Below are 20,272 nucleotides of genomic sequence, written 5' to 3'. Positions count from 1 at the left end.
CGTATGGAGGAGCGTATCGAGAACCGGCCACCCTGGGTGGTTCAGCTCAGAACAGCGGATCGCTGCGCTGGTATCCGGATTCCTGCTGCAGACGGCGACGCCAGGCTTCTGCTTCGTCAAAAGGCAGGCGCTGGCGATGCTTGAGCAGCGGCATCTGGGGAGGAAGATGGCTGCCCTCACGCATCTCGACAGCCCCCTGGGCAGGGAGGAAATTGACGTAATCACAGCCCCCGTCGCTGCGGGGACGCACCAGCCAGACCGGCAGCGGCATGACCTATGACCTTCTGTTGCAGAACCTTTCGGTTGGTGAAGAGCAGTCTGGCGGATCCTGCGCCCATCCGCGACCAGCCGAGCTCGCTCCGCAGTCCGGCTGCCCGATGGGCTGCGTTCAGAGCGCGATCGGTTCGACGCCGCTCACCACGGGCGCCACTGCACTGAGCTCAAGCTCGGGATGGTCGTCGTGCAGCTGGTTGAGATTCCAGGTGTTCTTGAACAGCAGCACGGGTCGGTCCCAGGCATCCCGCACGGTTTTGCAGTTGAAGACGCGGCCCACCTGCTCGAGCGCTGGCCAGCCCCCCACCACCCAGCGGGCCACCGAGAAGCCCAGGGGCTCCAGGCGGGTCTGCACGCCGTACTCGTTCTCGAGGCGGTACTGCACCACCTCCAGTTGGAGCGGGCCCACGGCCGCGAGGATCGGATCGCGCTTGCTCTGGTCGGTGTCGTAGAGGATCTGCACGGCGCCCTCCTCGCGCAGCTCGTTCACGCCTTTGCGGAAGCTCTTGAAGGCTGAGGGGTTGGGGTTGCGAAGCCAGGAAAAGATCTCCGGGCTGAAGCAGGGAATTCCCTCGTATTCCACTCTGGGGCCCACATAGAGCGTGTCACCGATGGCGAACATGCCCGGATTGTTGAGGCCGATCACATCACCGGGGTAGGCGTCTTCCACCACCTCCCGGTCCTGGCCGAACAGTTTCTGGGGCCGCGAGAGCCGAATCGCCTTGCCGGTGCGGGCGTGCTGCACCGTCATGTCCTTCTCGAATCGGCCGCTGCAGACCCGCACGAAGGCGACCCGATCGCGGTGCCGCGGATCCATGTTGGCCTGCAGCTTGAACACGAAGCCGCTGAAGCCCGGCCGGATCGGATCCACCGTGCCGGCGCTGCTGCTGCGGGCGATCGGCTTCTGGGCCAGTTCCAGGAAGGCATCGAGAAAGGGCCGCACGCCGAAGTTGGTCATGGCCGACCCGAAGAACACCGGACTCAGTTCCCCGGCGTGCACCAGCTCGAGGTCGAGCTCGGCACCGGCCCCATCGAGCAGGTCCAGTTCTTCCAGGGCGGCCTCCAGCAGATCCGCTTCCACCAGATCGCTGCCGACGGCCTCCTCGACGGACAGCAGCTTCTCTTCGCTCTGGCGGCCCCGCTCGGCCCGCTGAAACAGGATCACCTGCCGGCTGCGGCGATCGATCACGCCGCGGAAGCGATCACCGCTGCCGATCGGCCAGTTCACGGGCCAGCAGGCCAGACCGAGATCGGTCTCGATTTCATCGAGCAGCTCCAGGGGTTCGCGCCCTGGCCGGTCCATCTTGTTGATGAAGGTGAAGATCGGGATCTGTCGCATGCGGCAGACCTCGAACAGCTTGCGTGTCTGAGGCTCGAGTCCCTTGGCCGCGTCCTCCAGCATCACCGCGTTATCTGCGGCCGCCAATGTGCGGTAGGTGTCTTCGGAGAAGTCCTGGTGGCCGGGGGTGTCGAGCAGGTTGATCGTGCTGCCGCTGTAGTCGAACTGCAGGACCGTGGAAGTGATCGAGATGCCGCGCTGCTTCTCCAGCTCCATCCAGTCGGAGGTCACCTTGCGCTGTTCGCCCTTGGCCTTCACGGCACCGGCCTGCTGGATGGCGCCCCCGTAGAGCAGCAGTTTTTCGGTGAGGGTGGTCTTACCGGCGTCCGGGTGGGAAATGATCGCGAAGTTGCGCCGCCGGCCCACCGCCTCGGCCAGGGCGGCGAGCTCGGGGTCGGCGGCGCTGCTGGCCGCTGCTGAGGGGGACTGGGCTGTGCTCGTCATGCGCCCCAGCCTGACAGGCAGCCCCTGCTCTGGGCTGACTGGAGTTCACCTGCCCTTATCCCGAGGGTCGCTGTGATCAGAGGCCCGCTCAGCATGCGGATCCAGGACCAGCTGAATTGGCGCCTTGGTCTGGTTCCCCACGACTCCCTGCCGGATCCCACCCTGCCGCTCAGCCTCCGCAGCGGAGTGGTGCTGATCAATTCCGGACAGCCGATCGACAGATTGATGCCGATCGACAGATTGATTCAGCAGGCCGATCAGGGGATGGATGAGGCCAACCATGGCTGAGGCAAAACATGGCTGAGGCCAAAGGGCTCGGGCGCAAGCGGGGGGGTGCCGATCCAGGTGCCATGGGAATCGTAAAACTGAATCAGGCTGAGCCCGGGCCTGGGTCCAGGATCACGCAGATGCGGCCTGCCTCCTTGGCCCGATAGAGGGCTGCATCTCCTCGGGCCAGGGAATCGAGGATCCGGTCTTCGGAGTTCTCCTCAAGGCAGCCGCCGATACTCACCGTCACGATCAGGTCAAGCCCATTCAGCTGCACAGGCTCGGCTGCCATGGCGCTGCGCACTCGTTGAGCCAGCTCCGTCAGGCCCGCCAGAGGTGTGCCACGCATCAGCACGAAGAATTCCTCTCCTCCAAGGCGACCCGCCGTATCAGAAGTGCGCAGGGCTCCCTTCAGCTTCTGGCTGAAATGCTCCAATACCAGATCCCCACTGGCGTGGCCGTAGGTGTCGTTCACCCGTTTGAAATGATCCAGATCCAGCATCAGAATTCCCAGCCGTCAATCCGTGTTGCGTTGACACACCAGCCAGGTCTGCCGCAGTTGTTCCATGAAGCCGCGATAGTTGGCCAGATTGGTGAGCCCATCGGTGGTGGCCTGCAGCTCCAGTTTTTCATAGGCGCGAGCTTCTCGCTGGATGCTGCTGAATCGGTTTGTGGACCGACCGACTTAAAGCTGCCCCCAGATCTCCAGGTAGCGGTCGTCCAGGGGAGCCACCCGCAACCCTGTCAATCCCGCCTGCAGCAGCTGCGCTTCCACCTCGTCGGGGCGGAAGGCCGCGTGCAGCGAAGCCAGGTAATCCCGCTGCAGGACCTCTGGTGCCTGGCCCAGGTGGCGGTGCAGCAGATCCTCAGCGGCAGCCGCTGATTCAGGTCGTCGCAGATCCTTGATGTAGACGACGGTTGCCCCGGGTGCGGAGAGCTGGCGGACCGTGTGCCAGAGCACGGCGGGGTCATGCAGATGGTGGAGCAGGCTGTTGCTGAGCACGGCATCGCAGGCCTGGACCAGATCAGGGCTCTCGAGGTCGGCACACGGCAACACAAGATGGCGGAACTCCAGATTTCCCCCGAATCGTCTGTCGCTGGCCCTGGCTCCGCCGGTGCTGGCAGGGCGCGCGTTGTCACCGGTTGCGCTGAGGTTCTCGCGACTGTCCAGCCGTTCCCGGGCGATCGCCAGCATCGCCTCCGCCCCGTCGAGGCCCACCACATGGGCCTCGGGATACTGCTCAGCCAGTAGGAAGCTGATGTTGCCGGGCCCGCAACCGAGGTCCACCAGGCGATCGGGGCACCGGCCTGGGGTGAGGGTTGTCAGGATTTCGGCGAAACGATCGACCACCAGCCTGTCGGTGGCAGCGAAATCGGCCGCGGCATAGGCCGTTGCCTGGGCCGGTTCGTCCATCAGCTCCGGCTCAGGCCGCCGCGGCATGGGTTCGGGATCGGGGCTGGGCATGGCGAACACGTTTGCGAAGAGTTTCCAGCCTGCTGCGTCAAACGCCAGGCAACATCCGCTGTTGGTCCGCCGCGGCTGATCGGACCTGACCACTGCCACTGGTGCAGGGCGAACCTTGATGGCCCCACCAGTGGCGTTAAGGTGGCCATCAAGTACCTGGCCTCAGCAGCGGTGACCCTCACCCCCCTTCGCCCGGAGTCGCTCCAACGCAGCGATCCCCAGTCTGTGGCTGCCGGTGCGGCGGCGGTTGAACGTGGCGAGGCTGGTGGCCGGCAGGGGCAGTGCGAGGCTGATTTCCCCGCCACCGCTCCCGCGGCCAATCCGGTTTTCTACCGCACCTACTCCCGCAAGACGGCCACCGGTCGCGAGAGCTGGCATGAGGTGGCCGAACGCAACCTGGCCGGGCTACGCAGCCTCGGAAACCTCTCAGACGAGGAAGTGAGCCTGCTGCGTCGGATGCAGCAAGAGCAGAAGGCCTTGCCCTCCGGTCGCTGGCTCTGGATCGGAGGCACCGACTGGATCGAGCAACCGGAAAACTTCTCCGGTGCTTACAACTGCACCTCCACCAATTTGGTGGATTGGGAGGCCTTCGGTCTGATGATGGACCTCGCCATGATGGGCTGCGGCACCGGCGCCATCATTGAGCCCCGCCTGATCAACCGGTTGCCGGCGGTGCGCAACCAGTTGGTGATCACCGGCGTCAGTGACATTGGCGCCACTCCTGCGGGCCTGCGGCAAGAGACCACCAGCCACACGATTGAGGGCAACAACGTCCACATCCGGGTGGGCGATACCCGCCGCGGTTGGGTGGACAGCTATCAGCTGCTGCTGGAACTCTGCAGTGACCCGCGCTTCGGTGAGTGCGAGCAGGGCGGCACCGTCGAGATCTCGGTCGATCTCTCCGATGTGCGTCCCGTTGGTGAAACCCTCAAGGGCTTCGGCGGCATGGCCAATCCGGTGAAGTTGAAAGATCTCTATGGCCGGGTGGCCAAGATCCTCAACAATGCCCGTGGCCGCCAGCTCAGCTCGGTGGAATGCTGCCTGCTGATTGATGAGGCGGCGGTCACGATCGTGGCGGGCAACATTCGGCGCAGTGCAGGCATGCGCCAGTTCGCCGCCGATGACCTGGCCGCGGCTGGTGCCAAGGAGAACCTGTGGCAGCAGGATGCTGCCGGCAACTGGCGGATTGATCCCGAGCGTGATGCACTCCGGATGGCCAACCACACCCGCGTCTTTCACACCCGCCCCAGTCGTGAGACGGTGCTGGAGGCGGTGACCAAGCAGTTCCACTCCGGCGAGGGTGCCATCCAGTTCGCGCCTGAGGCGATCGCCCGCTCCAACGCCGATCTGCTGCACACCCCGGAGCTGCGCAGCGAGTTCATTGAGATCTATGTGGATCAGGGCCGCGAGGAAGCCGGTCGCTGGCTCACGTTGCACCACCCGGAGATCAGCCCGGCGGAACTGGAGCATCGCCTGGGCCGCTACGGCCTCAATCCCTGCGGTGAAATCCTCGGCGACGATTTTCACTGCAACCTGGCTGAGATTCACCTCAACCGCATCGATCCGGCCGACCACAAGGCCCAGGAGGAGGCCTTCACCGCCGGCGGCCTGGCTGTGGCCTGTCTGCTCAACCACCGCTTCGAGGTGGAGCGTTACCGCCAGAGCCGCGCCTGGGATCCGATCGTGGGGGTCAGCTTCACCGGCCTGTTCGACTTCTTCGTGCACGCCTTCGGTACCCCCTGGCTGAACTGGTGGGAGGCCGGCCGTCCGGCCACGGCCGAGGGGCTCAGCTTCAAGGCCCAGGAGGCCGCTTACCTGGGCCGCTGGAAGGAGATCGTCAATCAGGCGGTGTGGGACTACTGCGATCGCCACGGGATGCGCCGCCCCAACCGCTGCACCACAGTGCAGCCAGCCGGTACCAAGAGCCTGCTCACGGGTGCTTCCCCCGGCTGGCATCCGCCCAAGGCCCAGCGTTTCATCCGCCGGATCACCTTCCGCAAGAATGATCCGGTGGCTCTGGCCTGTATGGATTATGGCTACACCATTGTCCCCAGCCAGAGCGATAAGGATGAGCAGGGCCGGCTCCTGGATGATCCGTTCGATCCCCGCTGCACGGAGTGGCTGGTTGAAATTCCCACGCAGGTGAGCTGGGCCAATATTCCAGGTGCCGATAGCGTGGAGATCAACAACTTCTCCGCCTTAGCCCAGTTTGATTTCTATATGCAGGTGCAGCAGCATTACACAGCTCATAACACTTCGGCTACCGTTGAATTTCGTGAGCATGAAGTCGTACCTTTGGCTAATGCCATCTTCGAGGCGATTGAAGAAGGAAAAGGGTATATTTCTGCAGCTCTTCTGGCGCGTTTTGATGCCAATGCTACCTTTCCAAGATTGCCATTTGAACCGATTGACCATGCCACCTATGAGCGATTGCAAATTGAGGTGGAGAACCGTCGCACCACTGCAGATTTCTTTGAAGCCCTCCGGCGTTACGATGGCGGTGAGCTGATGGAAGCCGGTCCTGCAGGTTGCGATTCTGATAAGTGCCTGCTGCCACTTGCCTAGCCGGCTGCATCCTAGCCATTTGGCTCATGGTGTGTCCGAACCTTTGGGAGCCATGGGTCCATAGGAATAGCTGTCTCAAAGGAGATGGCCATCTAAGATCAATCTCTTTCCGGCCAATGAATTAATCTATCACCCTACTTGTCTTTTCTCGTTATGATGCCTCAAAGCGATGAAAAACACATCGGTTTCGGCCAGTTTGCTTGGCTTCGTATAGAGCGGTATCGGCTCTTGTGAATGTTTCAATATAAGTTTCGCCGGGTTCGTGTTCCGCTAGCCCGACACTCATCGTGACCCGAAGTTCATGCCCATCGGTGGGTATGCTTAGATTTCGGACTTCTAGTAAGATTCGATCGACTATCTCTTGACTTTGCGTGGCTGTACTCCCAACAAAAAGTGCGAGAAATTCTTCGCCGCCCCAACGCGCGCAAAGATCATATTCACGCATACTCCGTCGCAAGGTTGAAGCCAGCTTAATCAGCACCTGATCTCCTATATCGTGTCCATAGGTGTCATTTACTGCCTTGAAGAAATCAGCATCAAATATGGCCATACAGTAGGTGGTGCCATGCCTGGATGCACGCTCATCCTCATCTCGACAGCGGTCTGCCATTAAACGGCGGTTGGGGATGCCTGTGAGTTGATCGTGGGTTGCAGCTTCCTTTAGGCTTACATTCATATCCTTCAGCATGGCTTGGTAGCGATCCGAAATCTTGATCACACGTTCCAGCCGGCGCAGCTGCTTGTCATAGCGATGCATCAGACTCAGCTCTTCTGAAGAAGCGGCTGAATGGCTGTGATCAGATGCAGTGACGTGCTCAAGCTTCGCTAACTGCATGGCCATACGTTGCCAAAGCTGCTCCAGGGCGGCATGCAAGGGATGGCCATGATGCGATTCATCATCCAAGAGCTGTTGTATCAACAGCTCAAGTTCATCAACCTCCTTGCGAACCATGGTAATCAGCTCTCTGTGGTCAAAAGAATCTCAAAGGGAAAAGAATAATCTTCTTTGAATTCTTCTCCTAGTTCTGCTGATCGGGGATTGCGACAGTCATAAAGCCAATGAACAGAAACATCACCTCCTTCGTCGTAACTTCTCTGAAGAAGATCAAAGATATCAATCATTGCGCGTATGCTGCTTGTGTTTAGATAGTTAAGCTTGAGGTCGACTCTGAGCGGCGCTGATATTATTTGTAAATATTGCTCCACCCAAGAGATCACTTGGTCAAACAGTTCGTACGTATTCTCTGGATAGGATTCGCCGGTCATAACAGGAGCCCTGCGTTCCAATCAGCGTCGATCGCAGGCGTTGACTGGCTGGCGGGAAGGCTCATGTTCAAGCCGGTAGGAGAATTCATAGGCACTCAGATAATGGCGCGGATAGTGAAGAAAGCTCGTCCGTCGTCCAGCAAGTCAAGGGTAGCTTCCAAGGGGCGGGAGGCGATCCTGGAGATTTGAATCAAGCCAAGGCCCGCACCGGTGACAGAGTCTTCCTTGCGTGGCTGGCGCAATTGTTGTTTGTAGAGCGCTTTCAACTCTATCTTATCAAGTGAGGCAAGCTTTTGGATCCGCTCCAACAGTTTGTTCCCATCGGCACGCTCAATGACGTTGCCAGCCGAAACAGAATAATGCGATTCATCCGTTGCGGCAATGACCACGGTGGCTGAAGCATCTTCTTCATTGTATTGACGCGTACTCATATAATGACGGATGTTTTGACTCATTTCTACGTACACACTGAAGACATCAATTGCTGCCGTTTGGCTAGTCTGTATCGATTCGATATGATTTTTTAGCGCGAGGCCAATTTCCCCGATAAGGCTACGCGAAATAGGACCATTAAAGCAAATGAAAATGCGTTCATTACAAAAATAATGGCGTAACGTTGATAGATTGTGAATGGAGATGGTCATGGTAGATTCAGATTCAGCTGCAGATATGGAGCGACTGGGCTTGACGGTTCCAAGTCATGAATAAATAAGCAAAAAGCACAGAAGCAAATGAACATCAAACTCTATGGCAGGCGGAACGACAAGACGGTAACATCGTCTCTTTGGGGAAGATTTCCTCGAAAATTGGCTAAGCTCTCGGAAAATGCATGGCGTTGATCTTCTAGAGGCTTGTCAGCATGTTGGAGCAGCCAAGAGGAGAAACGTTCACTGCCGAGCCCAAAGCCATGATCACCTCCAGATTGATCTAGATATCCATCGGTGGTTAAATAGTATGTGAATCCCTGGATGAGCTTGATGTCATGATCTTGAAAATTTCCAGGATGACGACCGCAGATGGCGCGATTGTCACCCTTCTGCTTGTACACATTGGTGCCATTACTCCAATAGAGTGAAATCTTGGCACCTGCGAATCGTATCAAGCCGTTCGAAAAATCAATTAAGGCTAGACCCATATCCATGCTAGTGGCAATTGCTCGGCTCAGCTGGGCATCACTCAGCAGGCTGCGCATTGATGTATCAATTGCCATCAACAAGGCCGCTGGCGAACTGATTCCAAGATCTTGTACCGAGCGATCTACCCCTGCCCTGGCCATCATCGTCATCATGGCTCCTGGAACGCCATGGCCGGCACAATCAGCTACTCCGACCAGGGTACGATCGGCTTCGGTGTGGAGAATGTAGTAATCACCACCAACGGTGTCACGAGGCTGCCAAAGGATGAAATGCTCGTCGCCAAAAACATCTCTAAATTGTCGATCTGGCAGAATTGAGCGTTGGAGTAATCCTGCGTAACGGAGGGACTCGGATATTTTAGAATTTGCATGGACTAACTTATTGTTGGAGGCCTCAATTTCGCTGAAGGCTTGACGCATCTTTGATAGTAAAATATTAAACCTGTGAGCAAGGAGGCTGACCTCGTCCCTTCCTCTTACGGTGAGATAGACTTCATCGTTGGTATTGCTTTCAATCTTGCGGGTTTCTTCTACAAGATGTGCTAATGGCGAGACGATTCTGGCAAAAATAATACGATAGGAAATGATGGCAAGTGCTGACAAGATCATTGTCAGGAGGAGCGAAACGTAGATCGATGAATGCGCTCCCGCTTCCCCTCTTAGTAAAGTGAAGTTATATATGGTCAAATAGGCCAAGACGCCGCCGTTGATCGTCGCGATCAAGGTGAAAGTCTTCTGGATCGATAGATGCTTTTGGGTGGCCATCAAGCTCCGACAGATGTCTGCTCCGAGTTGGGCGGGGGAGGTGACCCGCGGGTTTGAGTAAACGACCTAAAGAATGGTAAGGGAATTGGAGCTAGGCCGACGTTTGGAACCATGGCGACTGAAACAGCAGGTGACGGTGCCAAAGGCGGTTCCGCCGGTTGAGGGAAATGACTATGGGATAATGGGGAGGCGTTCGTACGGCGGACGCTGGTCCGCATCTCGCGGCGGCCCAAGGAGGGGTGGTCGAGTGGTTGATGGCTCTGGTCTTGAAAACCAGCGAGGTGAAAGCCTCCGCGGGTTCGAATCCCGCCCCCTCCGTTTCTGAATTGGCGTTTCGGGATTCAACAGAGTGTTGAGGCGCCTACTTATATGATGTCTTTGACTTGAATGTTCAAGCTTTGCTTGGTATATAAGAGCTCCTTGCTTTTTCCCTTTCGCCATAGGACTTGATCACAGCGATTCCCATCGAGCCTTGTGGCCTCCAATGTCACACGATGCGATTGTTCGGGATCTCGGCTGTGTCCCTCTCGCCTCCCTGTGTCTGTGCCCGGTAGCGGCCTCAGGATCGACTGATCGTTCCAGTGATGCTTACGAACACAGATTAGGGGAGAATAATCGCATAGGGGAAGCAGGTGAAAGAGAAGTGGGGGTATGACATTGCGGCTGCGGACCGTCGTGATGGATCGCAGTCCGTGATTCAGCGTTTCAGACGGCCACCGTTGCAACGGGCTTGTCTGTTGTGCGCAGGGTCCCGTCGGTTGGCGTTAACCAATTCGGATCGTCCAAGGCAGCGTGAAGGATATCCATCACCTCCAATACCTTGGCTGTTTCGAGAAGGTCAATGCTGAGCGTTTCGGCAAGATGCTCAAGGATCAGCTGCTCCTGTTCGAGCAGCGGTCCATCAGAGCGCATGATTTCTGCAGCCATGGCATAGGCGGTGTGCCGTTGTCGCGGGTCGAGAACGCTGGCTGCCCGCTCCATCAGTCCTTCAGCTCCGAGCCGACGTAATTCGGCTAGAAGGTCATCCATCAGCGCGATCATCTGGGCTTCGCTGCGCTGGTTGTAAGGAGCTCGGTAATCCAGCAGGTGGCGTAGAGAACGGGTGCCGGCTCGCGTGAGACTACCGTCCCATGAGACAGCAGCCAGGGCAACGGCTGCAAGCGCAGTGGGGGAATCCATGGAAAAGTCCGGGGAGGTCTGCTCCATCACCAGTCAGGACCCAATCTCACTTCGGTCGCCAATGCAACAGACCAGGCTGACCTGTCATGCAGATTTACATCGGCTGAACCGCCGCTGTGCGAATTCGCTCACGTTGAACAGCTATCGGATGACATTGATACAGTTCAAGCAAGTGATCACAGTCTGCCGACCATTAGGCCAGTGACTTTGTAGGCCATCAACTTTGGTGCGATGAGTCTCAGTCGAATGATTTGGAAGGACACTGCTTGCGAATGCCGCCGTAGAAGAGTCCGTTGAAGCGATCTTCCCCCAGCTTTTCGACAAAATCAGCCTGCTTGGGGTACTGGCCGAAGATGAATCCGATCGCCATGCCTTCGTAGAGCCCTCGGTCGTAATCAGTCATCCGGCCGGGATTTTCGCTCTTCATGCTGCCGCAGTAGAAGTCCACGGCCTGGCGTACCAGGAATTCGTTGTCGGCGGCCTCGGCCGTTGCCGCGGGACTCAGGAGAAGGGCGAGGGCCGTGGCCAGCATGGGAGCCATTCTGTTCAGCAGCGGTTCCCGTCCGCCAGTCCCAGACTCTGCAGCCTGCTGGCCCATTGTTGCTGCGTTGGAGCCAGTTGCGTGCATGTCATTCAAGGCTGACTCCCGCGTGAATCCGGAGATCTTCCCATGCATCCCCAATCGGCTGCAGCCTCAGTTGGCTGTTCTTTCAGATGGATTCGCCTTGCTTGAGGGACTGGCCAGAGGACTGGCCGGTTCCTGTTCGGCGGGAGGGTCGACCAGCAGGGGAGCGGCGAACATTTCCAGCAGGCGATTGGTGCCGGCGGTGAAGCGGCGGATTTCGCGCAGCGCTCCCACCAATTCCGGTGTGGTCTTCTGCAGCACAGCATCCACCCGGGTGGAGGTCTGGCCCACCTCCGCGCCCGTTCGCTGGTAGGCGCGCAGGGTGTCGCGGGTCACGGCTGCCGTGCTGCCGGTCTCGCGGTTGAGGGTGCCGGCCAGGCGGCTGACGTCGGCAAGGGTGCCGTTGAAGCGGCCGATGGCGCCGGGAAGGTCTTTCTCGACCACCTTGACCGTGCTCTGCAGGGTGCGATCCAGCTGCAGACGGGTCTGGGCCAGCTCCTGCAGAAGATCGGCCACGTCGGTGGGTGGGTCGTAAGGGATCAGAAGATCGGTGCGTGCCAACGCAGAACCCGGTGGGCTGGGGTCGGCCGTAATGGCGATTTCACTGTCGCCGATCACCCCGGGCCGGGTGCCGTAGGCGCGGCTACGCGGACCGAGCAGCGAGCGGTAGCGCTCCACGATGCGCAGATCCACGGCCACCACACCATCAGGTCCGAGCTGGACCCGATCCACCCGACCGATCCGATAGCCGGAGAGGGTCACATGCACGCCTGGCCAGATGCCGGTGGCGTCGCGGGTGCGCATCCGGGCTTCAAAGCTGTTGCGCCAGCGGAGCTGCTCCATAACCATGCCCCGCACCACCCAGCCGCCCATCAGCAGGGCGCCGATGATGAACAGCCAGCTCAGGCGGCTGACCACCGGCCGGCGGGGCGGCCATGCCGGCAGCTGGCCGGGGCCGGAAGGCTCTCCTGGGCCGGCGGGAAGGAGCTCTGTCATCGCAGGATTCCGTGGAACGGGTCGATCAGGGTGAGCCAGGCCGCCTCCAGGACGATCACCGCGAGAAAGCACTCCGGAATCGCATCGGCGATCAGGCGGGGCAATTCCTCAAGAGACGTCTGCAGCCGGCGGCCCTTGCGCAGGCAGAGGGCTTCGGCCACCGCGGCGAACAGGGCCGTGCGCAGCAGCGTCTGCATCAGATCACCCGGGCTGATCTGTCCCATCAGCTCCCACAGCTGCCCCGCGTTATCGAGACGGGGTGTGGCCACCACACCGGCCAGCAGGATGGCGCCCACGAAGTAAGGCAGTAGCAGCACCGCCGTGATCATCGCCGCAGTCAGTTCCCTCCAGAGGCGCGGGCCGCCGGCATCGGGCCGTTCACCCAGCTGCATCTGGTGCCAGCGGTGTCGCGCCACCAGGCCCACCCGCAGCGGGGCCGACCGACTGATCCAGATCAGGTTCACACCCACCGGCCCGAAGATCTGCAGGGTGCCGATCATCAGAGCCTCCATGCTGAGGCTGCTGTTCTGGCCCAGGGCGCTCGCGAGCATGGTGGTGAGGCCATAACCGAGCGTGGCCCCCACCAGCACCGCCAGTGGTGCCGCCTCTGCAAGCTCCTGGCGGATCCGCACCAACATCCGATCTCAGGCGGCGTGAGGGCGCCCCACGATGCCACAGGTGCCCGAGCCACTGATCAGGGCGGTGCCAGGGGGGGCAGAAAAAGGGTCAGCGGAGCTGCAGCTGGCTGGCATAGGGCCCCAGCTCGTCGAGGCAGGCCCGGCCGCAGTGGCAGCCAAGGCTGAGCGCGGCGGCCAGGGACCAACCGGCGGCCAGACCGGCGCTCACGCCGGCGGCGAAGCTGTCCCCGGCCCCGTAGCTGTCGACCACGGGCCGCAGCTGGGGCAGCGCCTGGAAACGTCCGCCTGGTCTGCAGTGGCCACCCGCTGCGCCTTCGGTACCGATCCAGATGGCCGGGGCTGGATCGATCGCGTCGTCCGGCAGCTGCTCGCCAGGGTCGAGGGCACTGCCGATCAGGGCATCGAGGGCTACGCCCGCCTGCTGGAGCACCGGCAGTCGCAGCCGGGGCGTGGCCGCCAGCCACGCCGCCCGGCGAGCCAGGCGCAGGGCCTCCGGATCGGCTGCGGTGACGAACACGCCCCGCATCGCCGCCAGCCGCTCCCAGGGCAGGGGATCGCTGGCCTGGGGGGCGAGTCGCTCGCCGATCACGCAGATGCCGCGCTCCCCGCTGGCATCGGTGAAGCTCACGCCCCGGCGGGTGGGGGCATCGCGCCAGGCCACATGCAACTCCAGTCCCAGGGCTTCGAGCCGTTCGGCAGCCTGCTGGCCGATTCGATCGCGTCCGAGGGCGGTGAAGAAGGGCACGCGGGCTCCGGTGAGGCGGGCCAGCTGCACCGCCACCACGGCCCCTCCGCCGGCGGGTTCCTCTGCGAAGGCGTTGGCGTGCTGAATCAGTCCGGGACGCGGCCATCGCGTCACTCCCAGGAAGCTCACCATCTCCACATGGCCCACCACCGCCAGGGGCAGGCCGTCGGGCAGCGATGGCAGTTCTGCGAGCGGCAGGACAGTGAGCGGCAGCGGTTCGATCACGGGGCCGTGGTTTGCTGGTTAAGACCGACGCAGCATCGAACCAGGGCACCCATGGCCTGTCCTTCCTGCGGCAGCTGGGCGGTACGCGCCGATCGCAGTCTGGCTGGCCGCATGGTGTGTGGCCGTTGCGGCCGCCCCCTCACCGGCACGGTGGTGGAGCTGGAGCAGCACCGCCGCCGGCGTCGCGGCTGGATGCGGTTGTTGCCGCGCCTGCCACGACGCAACCTGAGTCGGCGCTGGTGGGCTCTGATCGCCCTGCTGGCGATCTCAGCCCTGCTGGCGACGCTTCCTGAGCAGCCTTCGCGCCCCCGCGCTCCCTCCCCGATCGGCACCCCCGATGCCCCCCTCTTCTGACCTCAGCTCTACCCCAGCCGCCTGAGGCCCAGCCACCGAACGGCTGACTGTGGCACCCCGATCAGAAGGCGGCCACCGGCAGCGTCACACCTTGCTGCTGCAGGTGCACCTGGCGGCGCATCGATTCACCGCAGCTGCGGGGGGTGGGAAAGATCTTGCCGGGATTGGCGAGGCCCTCGGGATCGAAGGCACGGCGCACCAGTTGCATGGTGGCCAGATCGTCGGGGGCGAACATCCAGTCGAGATAGCAGCGCTTGTCGTTGCCGACGCCGTGCTCGCCGGTGATGCTGCCGCCGGCCTCGATGCAGAGGCGCAGGATGTCGGCTCCGAGCTGTTGCACCCGGTCGCTCACGCCAGGTTCGTCGGCCCGGTAAAGGATCAGAGGATGGAGGTTGCCGTCGCCGGCGTGGAACACGTTGGCCACCGGCAGCCCGTACTGGCGCGCCAGCCGCTCGATCGCCGCCAGCACCGAGGGCAGGGCACTGCGCGGCACCACGCCGTCCTGCACGTAATAGGTGGGGGTGATCCGGCCCACTGCTGCAAAAGCACTCTTGCGGCCCTTCCAGAGCAGGGCCCTGTCGGCCTCATCGGTGGCCTGGCGGATCGTGCGGGCGCCGGCCTGGCGGCAGAGCGAGCCGGCCAGCTCCACCGCCGCGCTCACCTCCCGCTCCTGGCCATCGAGTTCGACCAGCAGCACCGCCGCCGCATCGCGCGGGTATTCATCGCGGCCGAACAGATCGTCCACGGCGTTGACCGTGAAGTTGTCCATGATTTCCATGCCGGCCGGCAGCACACCGGCCGCTGTGACCAGGCGGACCGCCTCCCCCGCCGCCTCCATCGAGGCGAAGTCGGCCAGGAGCACGGCCACGCTCTGGGGAGCGCGTAGCAGCCTCAGGGTGATGGCCGTGGCGATGCCGAGGGTGCCTTCACTGCCGATGAAGGCGCCGCGCAGGTCGAGTTCGGGCTGTTCGGCCAGGTCACCCCCCAGGCGGGTGATCGTGCCGTCCGGCAGCACCACCTCCAGAGCCAGCACGTGGTTGCTGGTGACGCCGTATTTGAGACAGTGCACCCCGCCGGAGTTCTCGGCCACGTTGCCGCCGATCGAGCAGACCACCTGACTGGAGGGATCGGGGGCGTAATAGAAGCCGTCTCCGGCCACGGCCCGGGTCACCCAGCTGTTGATCACACCGGGCTGCACGGTCACCTGGCGGTTGTCGAGGTCCACCTGCAGGATCGAGCGCATGCGGCTGGTGGCCACCACCAGCGCCTCCTGTTCAGCCACGGCACCGCCGGAGAGGCCGGTGCCACTGCCCCGGGCCACGAAGGGGATCTGCCCCTGGTCGCAGAGGCGCAGCAGCGCCGCCACCTGCTCGGTGGTCTCGGGCAGCACCACCAGGGGTGGCTGGTGGCGATGCAGGGTGAGCCCGTCGCTGTCGTAAGCCAGGAGTTCCTGGCGCTGTGCCACCACCGCTCGCGCCGGCAGGATGCGGCGGCATTGCCGTTCCAGAGCGGCCCAGTCGATCGTCACACGCCCCTGTCAGCCACCAAGAACTTACCGAGGCTGCACGCGGGGGTTCCGTTCTGGGTCAGGATGGGGGTCATTCCTGCGGTGTCGGGGAACACGACCCGTGGCAGCTTCCTCAGAGAAGCGCCACCAGATCGCTCCTGTCCGCTGGATTCTTCCACCGTTTTCGGACTCCGCCTTGACCTCGGCCTCCACCACGGCTCCAGCATCGGCTCCGGCCCTGAACACCACCCGTTCGGAGGAGCTCTTCGCCGCCGCCCAGACGCTGATGCCCGGCGGTGTCAGTTCGCCGGTGCGGGCCTTCCGCTCGGTCGGCGGCCAGCCGATTTTCTTCGATCGGGTCAAGGGCGCCTACGCCTGGGATGTGGACGGCAACCGCTATGTCGATTACATCGGCAGCTGGGGTCCGGCGATCTGTGGCCACGCCCATCCCGAGGTGATCGCCGCCCTGCACGAGGCTCTCGACAAGGGCACCAGCTTCGGTGCCCCCTGCGCCCTGGAGAACCAGCTGGCGGAGATGGTGATCGAGGCCGTGCCGTCGGTCGAGATTGTGCGCTTCGTGAACAGCGGCACCGAGGCCTGCATGTCGGTGCTGCGGCTGATCCGGGCCTTCACGGGCCGCGAGAAGATCATCAAGTTCGAGGGCTGCTACCACGGCCATGCGGACATGTTCCTGGTCAAGGCCGGCTCCGGTGTGGCCACCCTCGGCCTGCCGGATTCCCCCGGGGTGCCGCGCAGCACCACCGCCAACACCCTCACCGCTCCCTACAACGACCTGGAGGCGGTGAAGCAGCTGTTCGCCGCCAATGCCGGCGAGATCGCCGGCGTGATCCTGGAGCCGGTGGTGGGCAACGCCGGCTTCATCACCCCCGAGCCAGGCTTCCTCGAGGGCCTGCGCGAACTCACCAAGGAGCACGGCGCGCTTCTGGTGTTCGATGAGGTGATGACCGGCTTCCGGATCAGCTACGGCGGCGCCCAGGCCCGGTTCGGCGTCACCCCCGATCTCACCACGATGGGCAAGGTGATCGGCGGTGGCCTGCCGGTGGGTGCCTATGGCGGCCGGGCCGACATCATGGCGATGGTGGCCCCAGCCGGTCCGATGTATCAGGCCGGCACTCTCAGCGGCAACCCCCTGGCGATGACCGCCGGCATCAAGACCCTGGAGCTGCTCAAGCAACCCGGCACCTACGAGCGGCTCGAGACGATCACCAAGCGCCTCTCGGACGGCATTCAGCAGGGCGCCCGCGATGCCGGGCTGCCGATCACCGGTGGATCGATCAGCGCCATGTTCGGCTTCTTCCTCTGTGAGGGGCCGGTGCGCAATTTCGAAGACGCCAAGGCCGCCGACACGGTGCGCTTCGGCAAGCTGCACCGCGCCATGCTCGAGCGGGGCTTCTACCTGGCCCCCAGCGCCTTCGAGGCCGGCTTCACCTCCCTGGCCCACAGCGACGCCGACATCGACGCCACGATCGCCGCGTTCCGCGAGTGCTTCGCGGCGATCGCCTGATTCAGAGCGTCAGTCTTTGTCGGTGGCGCCGAAGCACACCATCAGGGCATCAGCCCAGCTGTTGATGCCCTCAAGGTGGTGATCGGGGGTCTCGGCCACGGCGCGGGCCTGCTCCCGTAGCAACGTGGTCTTGGAGATCGTGTCGCCCTGTTCCGCAGCGATCGCCACCACCTCGTCGAGACCGTTGGCGGCGTGCACCTTGTCCCGCAGGGCAGGGTCAGCGGCGAGGCGGGCGGTGAAGGAGCGCAGGGCGGCCAGGGTCATGGCGGAACAGGAGAGGACGGCCCCAGCATGGCCAAGGATTCGCTGCTCGACCGGTTACCCCGCGCGACCGTTGCATCCGCTCCACTGCTGCGCAGCTTGTCACTGCGTCGCCTGACCGCAGCCGGTGACATGGAACAGACTGATCCGGATGGCGTGAATAGGTTGCGCCCAGTGGCTGTGCGTCGATGGTGATGGAACGCTTCTTCCTGGAACTCGAGCCCGCCGACGCCAGCCTCAAGGATTGCCCGCACGTGGTGATCGTGGGTGGAGGCTTCGCCGGTCTCAAGGCGGCCCACGTGCTGGCCCGCCAGCCGGTGCGGGTCACGCTGATCGACAAGCGCAACTTCAACCTCTTCCAGCCGCTGCTTTACCAGGTGGCCACGGGCCTGGTGTCCGAGGCGGATGTGGCCTCACCGCTGCGGCAGATGGTGGGGCAGGCCCCCAACGTGCAGGTGCTGCTGGGGGAGGTGGTGGATCTCGATCCGGTGGCGCAGGAGGTGGTGTTCAACGATCGCCGCTACCGCTACGACCACCTCATCCTGGCCGCCGGATCGGGCAGCACCTACTTCGGCCATGAGGAGTGGCGCCCACTGGCGCCACCGATGAAGATCCTCGAGCACGCCGATGAGATCCGCCGTCGCCTGCTGGAGGCCATGGAGGAGGCGGAGCAGACCCCCGATCCGGAGCGCCGCCGCCTGCTGCAGTCTGTGGTGGTGATCGGCGGCGGTCCCAGCGGCTGTGAACTGGCTGGCTCTGTGATCGCGCTGATGGGCCATGCGATCGCCCGGGATTTCCGCCAGCTCGATCCGGCCGACACCCGCGTCACCCTGGTGGATCCTGGCGATCGGCTGCTGCGGGCCATGCATCCGAGCCTGTCGAGCAAGGCGGGCGACTACCTGCGCAACGTGGGGGTCGAGCTGCTGCTGGGCGGGCGGGTGCAGAAGATCGAGGCGGACCGGGTGGTGGTGGGCACGGCCGCCGGCGAGCAGATCCTTGAGGCGGCCACGATCTGCTGGACCGCCGGTGTGCGTGCCTCCCACCTGGGCCGGTTGTTGGCGGAACGCTGTGGCTGCCCGGTGGATCGGGGCGGCCGGGTGGTGGTGGAGCCGGATTTCTCCGTGCCGGGACACCCGCAGATCCGTGTGGTGGGAGATCTCTGCTCCTACAGCCACACCGCCGATGGCAAGCCGCTGCCGGGCATGGCCGGCCCCGCTGTGCAGATGGGCGGCTGGGTGGCCCGCGATCTGCTGGCGATCAGCCGCGGCAGTCGCCAGGCCCCGTTCCAGTGGCTGGATCTGGGCAGCATGGCGGTGCTGGGGCCCTTCAATGCCGTGGCCGACCTGCGCGGCCTGCGGGTGAGCGGTCCCATCGGTTGGCTGCTCTGGGGCCTGGCCCACCTGGCCTTCATGCCGGACAGCGAGAACCGGCTGACCCTGCTCACCAAATGGCTCTGGCAGATCGCCACCCGTGAGCGCGCCTCCCTGCTGATCACCGGCCGCGCCAATCAGCACCTGCAGGTGGAGGTGGGGCTGGAGCGGCGAGAGGCGCAGGGGAAGGCCTCCAACGCAGCGGAAAGCAGCCCAGAGGCTGCAGGGTGAGCGGGTTCTCCCTACGGTGGCGGCAGATCCGGGCCACCCCCTGAGCGCCATGGAGCTCACCATCCTTGAATGGCTGCCGGTGGCCCTGCCGGCCTGGCTCGCCACCGCTGCTGTCTGGCTGGCTGGGGATTCCGGCTTGTTGCCCTGGGCCCTGTTGCTGCTGCGCCTTTTCCTGGGGGTGGCCTTCATCCGCCACGGCTGGCCCAAGCTTCGCCATCTCGATACCTGGGCGCGAGCGCTGAACACGCCGGTGTGGCTCTGCTTCCTCTCCGCCTTCTCGATGTGGGGCTCGGGCATCGCCCTGCTGCCGGGGCTGTTCACGCCCCTGGCGGCCCTCGCCATCCTGGTGTCAATGGCCTACGCGATGGTGCTGGAGATCGCCAAGGGCACGCCCTTCATCGCCCCGGATCCCTACCAGATTCCTCCCGGTGACTACGCCGGGCCCGGGGGGGTGGGGGAGCCGCCCAGCTGGGAGAAGGCCGCCGTCTATGTGGTGATGGCCCTGGTTCTGATCTGCAGCGGCGGCGGTGCCCTGTCGCTCGACAATCTGCTGATCGCCGACCTGATCGAGGCGGCCCTCGACTGAGCCCATGCCCGCGTCGCTCCGCTTCTGGGTGTATGGCCCCTGGGCCGCCTCCAGTCTTGTGGCGGTCCTGGCCGTGCGTCTGCTTCGCGCCGACGACGAAAGCCTCCACCCCCATGGCTGGGGCCTGGTGGGAAGCGCGATGATCTGCTTCTCGATCGGCTGTGTGGCCAAGCTCTCCTGGGAGCTGGCCCGGGCCAATCAGCGCCTGGCCGAGGAGCGCCGGATGCTCGAACGTCTCACCTCCCGCTGATCCCCTGCCCGATGCTCCCGAACCGGTTGCTCCTGGTGGTCACCCTGCCCTGGCTGGCGGCGGCTCTGGTGGTGCTGCTGGCCCTGCGGCAACGGGACACCAGCCTCCGCTGGGACTGGGGGCTGTTCGGCAGTGGGGCCATCTGTTTCTCGATCGGCTGCCTGGCCCGCACCAGCGCGATGGTGGCCGGAGCGTCCCGCGATGGCTCCAGCGGCCCTGGCACGCCGCCGCGGTCGTGATCGACGCTGGCGGGAAGGAGTG

At 63.1% G+C, this 20,272-nt stretch carries 23 protein-coding genes and 1 tRNA gene; 9 read left to right on the top strand and 15 right to left on the bottom strand.

Annotated features, from left to right (window positions below):
* Positions 1 to 46: 46 nt before the first annotated feature.
* Together H8F24_RS18555 and H8F24_RS18550 are read right to left on the bottom strand one after the other, a co-directional pair.
* On the bottom strand, positions 47 to 271 hold the full coding sequence (locus H8F24_RS18555; RefSeq protein WP_197156480.1) for a hypothetical protein: 225 nt from the start codon (positions 269 to 271) through the stop codon (positions 47 to 49).
* 117 nt (positions 272 to 388) lie between these two features.
* The gene (locus H8F24_RS18550; RefSeq protein WP_197156478.1) at positions 389 to 2,056 is read right to left on the bottom strand and encodes a peptide chain release factor 3; all 1,668 of its coding nucleotides are present in this window, start codon (positions 2,054 to 2,056) and stop codon (positions 389 to 391) included.
* Positions 2,057 to 2,149: 93 nt separating this feature from the next.
* On the opposite strand from H8F24_RS18550, the gene H8F24_RS18545 reads away from it, so the two are divergent.
* A complete protein-coding gene (locus H8F24_RS18545) occupies positions 2,150 to 2,344 on the top strand; it encodes a hypothetical protein (protein WP_197170484.1) in 195 nt (64 codons plus the stop codon).
* 82 nt (positions 2,345 to 2,426) lie between these two features.
* On the opposite strand, the gene H8F24_RS18540 is transcribed toward H8F24_RS18545, so the two are convergent.
* Together H8F24_RS18540 and H8F24_RS18535 are read right to left on the bottom strand one after the other, a co-directional pair.
* Positions 2,427 to 2,825, bottom strand: a complete 399-nt coding sequence (locus H8F24_RS18540) for a GGDEF domain-containing protein (protein ID WP_197170483.1) — start codon at positions 2,823 to 2,825, stop codon at positions 2,427 to 2,429.
* Between the two features lie 183 nt (positions 2,826 to 3,008).
* Positions 3,009 to 3,788 carry a trans-aconitate 2-methyltransferase gene (locus H8F24_RS18535; protein ID WP_231597967.1) on the bottom strand — a complete coding sequence of 260 codons (780 nt, stop codon included), beginning with the start codon at positions 3,786 to 3,788 and terminating at the stop codon, positions 3,009 to 3,011.
* Positions 3,789 to 3,959: 171 nt separating this feature from the next.
* On the opposite strand from H8F24_RS18535, the gene nrdJ reads away from it, so the two are divergent.
* The gene (gene nrdJ / locus H8F24_RS18530; RefSeq protein WP_197159348.1) at positions 3,960 to 6,353 is read left to right on the top strand and encodes a ribonucleoside-triphosphate reductase, adenosylcobalamin-dependent; all 2,394 of its coding nucleotides are present in this window, start codon (positions 3,960 to 3,962) and stop codon (positions 6,351 to 6,353) included.
* A 151-nt stretch (positions 6,354 to 6,504) separates the two neighbouring features.
* Here nrdJ and siaD read toward each other — a convergent pair whose 3' ends face one another.
* The 4 genes from siaD to H8F24_RS18510 all read right to left on the bottom strand — a co-directional run bounded on the left by siaD (position 6,505) and on the right by H8F24_RS18510 (position 9,519).
* On the bottom strand, positions 6,505 to 7,305 hold the full coding sequence (gene siaD / locus H8F24_RS18525) for a biofilm regulation diguanylate cyclase SiaD (protein ID WP_231597966.1): 801 nt from the start codon (positions 7,303 to 7,305) through the stop codon (positions 6,505 to 6,507).
* Positions 7,306 to 7,310: 5 nt separating this feature from the next.
* Positions 7,311 to 7,619, bottom strand: coding sequence for a biofilm regulation phosphoprotein SiaC (gene siaC, locus H8F24_RS18520; protein WP_304623199.1), 309 nt, complete (start codon positions 7,617 to 7,619; stop codon positions 7,311 to 7,313).
* Between the two features lie 95 nt (positions 7,620 to 7,714).
* On the bottom strand, positions 7,715 to 8,263 hold the full coding sequence (siaB, locus tag H8F24_RS18515; protein WP_197156473.1) for a biofilm regulation protein kinase SiaB: 549 nt from the start codon (positions 8,261 to 8,263) through the stop codon (positions 7,715 to 7,717).
* 101 nt (positions 8,264 to 8,364) lie between these two features.
* A complete protein-coding gene (locus tag H8F24_RS18510) occupies positions 8,365 to 9,519 on the bottom strand; it encodes a SpoIIE family protein phosphatase (protein ID WP_197170482.1) in 1,155 nt (384 codons plus the stop codon).
* A 233-nt stretch (positions 9,520 to 9,752) separates the two neighbouring features.
* Here H8F24_RS18510 and H8F24_RS18505 point away from each other — a divergent pair.
* Positions 9,753 to 9,837 (top strand) — tRNA-Ser (locus tag H8F24_RS18505).
* 387 nt (positions 9,838 to 10,224) lie between these two features.
* On the opposite strand, the gene H8F24_RS18500 is transcribed toward H8F24_RS18505, so the two are convergent.
* The 5 genes from H8F24_RS18500 to H8F24_RS18480 form a co-directional block, all read right to left on the bottom strand.
* The gene (locus H8F24_RS18500; protein ID WP_370594652.1) at positions 10,225 to 10,725 is read right to left on the bottom strand and encodes a tellurite resistance TerB family protein; all 501 of its coding nucleotides are present in this window, start codon (positions 10,723 to 10,725) and stop codon (positions 10,225 to 10,227) included.
* Between the two features lie 211 nt (positions 10,726 to 10,936).
* Entirely contained in the window at positions 10,937 to 11,230 is a 294-nt protein-coding gene (locus tag H8F24_RS18495; RefSeq protein WP_197156462.1) for a hypothetical protein, read from the bottom strand.
* A 162-nt stretch (positions 11,231 to 11,392) separates the two neighbouring features.
* On the bottom strand, positions 11,393 to 12,319 hold the full coding sequence (locus H8F24_RS18490; RefSeq protein WP_197156460.1) for an MlaD family protein: 927 nt from the start codon (positions 12,317 to 12,319) through the stop codon (positions 11,393 to 11,395).
* Entirely contained in the window at positions 12,316 to 12,954 is a 639-nt protein-coding gene (locus H8F24_RS18485) for a hypothetical protein (protein WP_370594774.1), read from the bottom strand. Before H8F24_RS18485 ends, H8F24_RS18490 begins: the two co-directional genes overlap by 4 nt.
* A 91-nt stretch (positions 12,955 to 13,045) precedes the next feature.
* Entirely contained in the window at positions 13,046 to 13,927 is an 882-nt protein-coding gene (locus tag H8F24_RS18480) for a PfkB family carbohydrate kinase (RefSeq protein ID WP_231597965.1), read from the bottom strand.
* Positions 13,928 to 13,978: 51 nt separating this feature from the next.
* Here H8F24_RS18480 and H8F24_RS18475 point away from each other — a divergent pair, with 51 nt between their 5' ends.
* The gene (locus H8F24_RS18475; protein WP_197156456.1) at positions 13,979 to 14,281 is read left to right on the top strand and encodes a hypothetical protein; all 303 of its coding nucleotides are present in this window, start codon (positions 13,979 to 13,981) and stop codon (positions 14,279 to 14,281) included.
* Positions 14,282 to 14,342: 61 nt separating this feature from the next.
* On the opposite strand, the gene H8F24_RS18470 is transcribed toward H8F24_RS18475, so the two are convergent.
* A complete protein-coding gene (locus H8F24_RS18470) occupies positions 14,343 to 15,809 on the bottom strand; it encodes an FAD-linked oxidase C-terminal domain-containing protein (protein WP_197156454.1) in 1,467 nt (488 codons plus the stop codon).
* A 265-nt stretch (positions 15,810 to 16,074) separates the two neighbouring features.
* On the opposite strand from H8F24_RS18470, the gene hemL reads away from it, so the two are divergent.
* On the top strand, positions 16,075 to 17,313 hold the full coding sequence (gene hemL, locus H8F24_RS18465; protein WP_231598337.1) for a glutamate-1-semialdehyde 2,1-aminomutase: 1,239 nt from the start codon (positions 16,075 to 16,077) through the stop codon (positions 17,311 to 17,313).
* A gap of 9 nt (positions 17,314 to 17,322) precedes the next feature.
* Here hemL and H8F24_RS18460 read toward each other — a convergent pair whose 3' ends face one another.
* Positions 17,323 to 17,577 carry a Nif11-like leader peptide family natural product precursor gene (locus tag H8F24_RS18460; RefSeq protein ID WP_197170480.1) on the bottom strand — a complete coding sequence of 85 codons (255 nt, stop codon included), beginning with the start codon at positions 17,575 to 17,577 and terminating at the stop codon, positions 17,323 to 17,325.
* Positions 17,578 to 17,762: 185 nt separating this feature from the next.
* Here H8F24_RS18460 and H8F24_RS18455 point away from each other — a divergent pair, with 185 nt between their 5' ends.
* Genes H8F24_RS18455 through H8F24_RS18440 form a run of 4 tightly spaced genes read left to right on the top strand, consistent with a single transcriptional unit; the run spans position 17,763 to position 20,250 of the window.
* Positions 17,763 to 19,175, top strand: a complete 1,413-nt coding sequence (locus tag H8F24_RS18455; RefSeq protein ID WP_197170479.1) for an NAD(P)/FAD-dependent oxidoreductase — start codon at positions 17,763 to 17,765, stop codon at positions 19,173 to 19,175.
* 16 nt (positions 19,176 to 19,191) lie between these two features.
* On the top strand, positions 19,192 to 19,761 hold the full coding sequence (locus H8F24_RS18450) for a DoxX family protein (protein ID WP_231597964.1): 570 nt from the start codon (positions 19,192 to 19,194) through the stop codon (positions 19,759 to 19,761).
* A 4-nt stretch (positions 19,762 to 19,765) separates the two neighbouring features.
* The gene (locus tag H8F24_RS18445) at positions 19,766 to 20,011 is read left to right on the top strand and encodes a hypothetical protein (protein WP_197156448.1); all 246 of its coding nucleotides are present in this window, start codon (positions 19,766 to 19,768) and stop codon (positions 20,009 to 20,011) included.
* An 11-nt stretch (positions 20,012 to 20,022) separates the two neighbouring features.
* Positions 20,023 to 20,250, top strand: coding sequence for a hypothetical protein (locus H8F24_RS18440; RefSeq protein WP_197156446.1), 228 nt, complete (start codon positions 20,023 to 20,025; stop codon positions 20,248 to 20,250).
* Positions 20,251 to 20,272: the final 22 nt, after the last annotated feature.

Origin of the sequence: Synechococcus sp. CBW1002 (assembly GCF_015840915.1) — a bacterium.
GTDB lineage: Bacteria > Cyanobacteriota > Cyanobacteriia > PCC-6307 > Cyanobiaceae > CBW1002.
The sequence above is the reverse complement of the archived record's forward strand: the minus strand, read 5'-3'. Positions and strand labels throughout refer to the sequence as shown.